Origin of the sequence: Legionella septentrionalis, assembly GCF_003989745.1 — a bacterium.
GTDB lineage: Bacteria > Pseudomonadota > Gammaproteobacteria > Legionellales > Legionellaceae > Legionella_A > Legionella_A septentrionalis.
In genome coordinates this window covers 1-3,735 of sequence record NZ_RZGS01000067.1, presented here as the reverse complement: position 1 = coordinate 3,735, position 3,735 = coordinate 1, and the positions used below count along the sequence as shown (strand labels likewise).

Here is a 3,735-nt window from a genome sequence, read left to right as displayed (position 1 = left end):
GTTTCAAATAGCCCACCACCTTTGTGGGAATACAATAATGTGGGAAAACATAAAAGTGGTTATAGTTATGAGTTTCTTCCCTTTTGATGACTTATGTTTGAGATAGATAACGTACCTTATCCATCACAAACAGGATATAATTGAGGAAAAGCTCAGGGAGTGACCCTTGAATTTCCTCAATATCCAAAATGACAAAAATCAAAAATTTGTGATAGATAAGATTTCCCATCCCTTGGATGTTCATTTTGATACCAATTCTCTTTCAGCTTGGATATCCTATTATTATTCAGTACATGTGAAAGGCGCTCCTGAAAAAACCCAGCAAGCCAAAAGAAAAGATTTGGCGAAATTCATTCATTTTTTCCAAACGGAAGTGGGGCATGATTTAGTGGATAGTTGGACGCCAGCGGTCAGCAAACAGTTTCAAAAAAATTTAAGCAAGACGATTTCTGAGAAAACAGGTAAACCTTATAAAGCGACATCTATTAACCGAATAATGGCAACAATTCGTCATGTTGGGCGTTGGCTTTATCAGCAACGCCTTTTGTTAGCTGGTGACCCCTTAGCTCAGGTTAAAGATCTGCAAACCGATGCGCCGGATTGGAACGGTTTAACCTCACGACAGCTTATGCGTCTTAAATCTGCCTGTGAGCAGCGCATTAAAAGCTGTACGCGGAAAAATCAAAATCCTGCTATGGAAACCGCTTTGTTTTATTTATTACTAGGGACGGGACTTCGTGAATCCGAGGTGGTTTCTTTAAATGTCGGACAATATAGGCAAAAAGGACTATATGAAGTGATGCGCCATAAATCGAAGCGAGTTAGCCAAAAAATTCCATTGCCACAAGAGAGCAGGGAATATTTAGATTGTTATTTAGAAAAAAGAAATGCTACAGAACATGAACCATTATTTATCACACGATATGGGACACGCTTACAAACTCTTGATGTGTACAGAATTTGCCAACGAGTTTTAAAGCAAGCCGTGGCATTTTTACCCGAATATGAAAAATTTGCGTTCACCCCTCATCAATTAAGGCATACTTTTTTGAAGAAAGTAACTGATAAGCATGGGGTACATTTTGCACAAGAACTCAGTGGGAATGTCTCCATTAAAGAAATTTTCCGTTATGCCAAGCCGAGCCAGGATGAAATGCAAGACACAATTGAGAACCTATTTTCATAAAGGGGTAAGAGATGAGTACTACTTCTTATTGGGTATATATCTTACTTTGCGAAAACAACACTTATTATACGGGTTACACAAATAACCTTGAAAAGCGCTATCAGTCTCATATTGATGGTACGGGAAAATGTAAATACACGCGTAGTTTTAAGCCATTAAAAATTGCTCAATGCTGGAAAATTAAAGAGAGCAAACTAAAGGCAATGCAAGTTGAGCGACATATTAAAAAGTTATCCCACCTTGACAAAGATAGGCTGGTTAACGAGCCTCAACTACTGGATAGTCTATTTAAAATGTAAAAGAGTTGAGACATTGATGCAGGATGATGATTTACGAATAAAATTATTTGCCAATATTCTTCCGTATGAAGGAGAGGTTTACCACCATGGCATCATTTTAACTAAAAATGAGGCTGATTATTTTTTCAACCAATTATTTACAAAAATTGTTTGGAAGCCAGATGAGGCCAAAATTTTTGGTAAGCATATTATCACCAAACGGAAAATAGCTTGGTATGCCGATAAGCCTTTTTCGTACACTTATTCAAGAATTACTCGACTGGCTCTTACCTGGTCAGACGAGTTATTAATATTGAAATCGTTAGTCGAAAAGGAAAGTGGAGAAACATACAACTCTTGTTTGTTAAATCTATACCACGATGGAAGTGAGGGAATGGCCTGGCACAGTGATGGGGAGAAAGATTTAAAGAAAAACGGCGCGATAGCGTCATTGAGTCTTGGGGCAGAGCGGAAATTTTCTTTTAAAAATAAGAAAACTAAAGAAGTTGTTTCAATTGTATTGTCTTCGGGTAGTTTATTGATGATGAAAGGGAGCACACAAGCTCATTGGCTACATCGTTTACCCCCAACAAAAAAAATACAAGAGCCACGAATCAACTTAACTTTTCGTACTATTGAGACATCTACATTTCATAAATAACTTTGCTATTGAAGTCCGTAAAACGATGGGTTTATGGACGATTAAAATCGATGTTCAAAAATTTGTATTTCAACACGAAAGCCAGTTCAAAAACTCTATACATTAATCAAAGTTCATTTTAATCATGATTAAAATGAGTTTATGAATTAAGGAGCAGATAATGTTGGTAGGGCATGCTTGAATAAAAGTATATTTTTGAACTTGACAAAGTATCAATATATACTATATAGTCAATCTATATAGGAGAGATTATATGGCTAATACAACTATCAAAAAATTATTTGGTGACCCCATCAAAGAAATTGAAGCCATCAGGGAAGGTGTACTTCCTCAGGATATAGAGGGCTACTTATCATCCCACGAGTATGTGATGAAAGATGTGCTTCAGCGACTTGATATTCCAGCGTCCACATACAAATCGAAAAAAGGCAAAGGACAAGTGCTTGACTCAGCCTCTTCTGAAAAGCTTATGCGACTTGTATCTGTAACTAAGGTGGCAGGTGAAATTATTGGTGAGTCTGACACTAAAGATTGGCTCTACAGGGAAATCCCTTCATTAGGTAATCGAAAACCTATTGATTTGCTTGATACCGAAGTTGGCCATAGGCTTGTTGAGCAGGCCTTGCAGCAAATCAAATACGGTGTTTACAGTTAATGACGACTTGGTATAGAGCGCATAACGATGCAATGATAAAAACCGTTTTTTCCGGCGAGGGTGGGCTTTATGTTTCCGGTAGGTGGAATAATAAAGGTCGTAAAGCAGTTTATTGCTCTGATTCTATAGCTCTTTGTACGCTAGAGTGGTTAGCCCATAATGGGTTATCTGTTTCGGGCTACTCATACTATAAATTCAAAATTGATATCCCTGATCAGCTAATCAAAGAATTTTCGGTGAGTAATTTACCTAAAGGATGGGACAGCGAGCCCGCGATAAATGTCACCCGGGATTTTGCTGAAAAGCATTTATTTAACCAAACTAAATATCTCGCTATTTCAGTTCCTTCAGTTATGGTGCCAGAAGAGAGAAACTTAGTAATTAATCCCCTTCATAATGATATGAACGCAATAGTAAGTAAAATTAACTGTCTTGGAAAATATATCTCTCCTACTAGAAAGTAACTTAAGATCCTGACTAATTGACTCTAGCACCCCGTCTTCATATTTCCCTAATTAATTTATCGCTGAATGATTTTTGGAGTCAGTTTGACAAAAAACAATTAACAAAATAATTAGGAAATATAATGTGTTATTCTTAGAAACTATGTAATAAATTGTAAATACAAACTATCCAGATTGTTATGCTAGTATCTCTGAGGCAACATGTTTTTTAAAATATTCAACAAGACTCATCATATCTAATTTTTCATGTTTAAGCACTTTTGCTGCCTTTTCTTTCCACTCAATATCACCTGGTTCTAAAAAGTCCTTCCTTAATTCACGAATGACTCTTAAAGCATTTTTTGTCCACTCTTTAAAATCTTTGAGCTTCCATTGTAATCCCCCCTTATAATTGTTCCAGTCAAAATTAGAGTTCTCTGGGTATAATAACTACCGAGGAGAATTTGATGAAGAAATCGAGATATAACGAAAGCCAAATAATTACGATTCTA

At 36.5% G+C, this 3,735-nt stretch carries 5 protein-coding genes; all 5 read left to right on the top strand.

Translation table 11 applies throughout. The features are described 5' to 3' along the window. The first annotated feature begins 166 nt into the window (after positions 1-166). The 5 genes from ELY11_RS12160 to ELY11_RS12140 all read left to right on the top strand — a co-directional run bounded on the left by ELY11_RS12160 (position 167) and on the right by ELY11_RS12140 (position 3,244). Entirely contained in the window at positions 167-1,186 is a 1,020-nt protein-coding gene (locus ELY11_RS12160) for a tyrosine-type recombinase/integrase (protein WP_127033864.1), read from the top strand. An 11-nt stretch (positions 1,187-1,197) separates the two neighbouring features. Next, positions 1,198-1,485 (top strand): GIY-YIG nuclease family protein, encoded by a 288-nt coding sequence (locus ELY11_RS12155; protein ID WP_127033861.1) that lies wholly within the window; start codon positions 1,198-1,200, stop codon positions 1,483-1,485. Between the two features lie 16 nt (positions 1,486-1,501). Next, entirely contained in the window at positions 1,502-2,125 is a 624-nt protein-coding gene (locus ELY11_RS12150; RefSeq protein ID WP_127033858.1) for an alpha-ketoglutarate-dependent dioxygenase AlkB family protein, read from the top strand. Positions 2,126-2,378: 253 nt separating this feature from the next. Continuing rightward, on the top strand, positions 2,379-2,780 hold the full coding sequence (locus tag ELY11_RS12145) for an antitoxin Xre/MbcA/ParS toxin-binding domain-containing protein (protein WP_127033855.1): 402 nt from the start codon (positions 2,379-2,381) through the stop codon (positions 2,778-2,780). Beyond that, a complete protein-coding gene (locus ELY11_RS12140; RefSeq protein WP_127033852.1) occupies positions 2,780-3,244 on the top strand; it encodes an RES family NAD+ phosphorylase in 465 nt (154 codons plus the stop codon). Before ELY11_RS12145 ends, ELY11_RS12140 begins: the two co-directional genes overlap by 1 nt. Positions 3,245-3,735: the final 491 nt, after the last annotated feature.

Coding starts and splice junctions, on each gene's coding strand:
- ELY11_RS12155 (WP_127033861.1), top strand. CDS start 1,198: ATGAGTACTACTTCTTATTGGGTATATATCTTACTTTGCGAAAACAAC.
- ELY11_RS12150 (WP_127033858.1), top strand. CDS start 1,502: ATGCAGGATGATGATTTACGAATAAAATTATTTGCCAATATTCTTCCG.
- ELY11_RS12145 (WP_127033855.1), top strand. CDS start 2,379: ATGGCTAATACAACTATCAAAAAATTATTTGGTGACCCCATCAAAGAA.
- ELY11_RS12140 (WP_127033852.1), top strand. CDS start 2,780: ATGACGACTTGGTATAGAGCGCATAACGATGCAATGATAAAAACCGTT.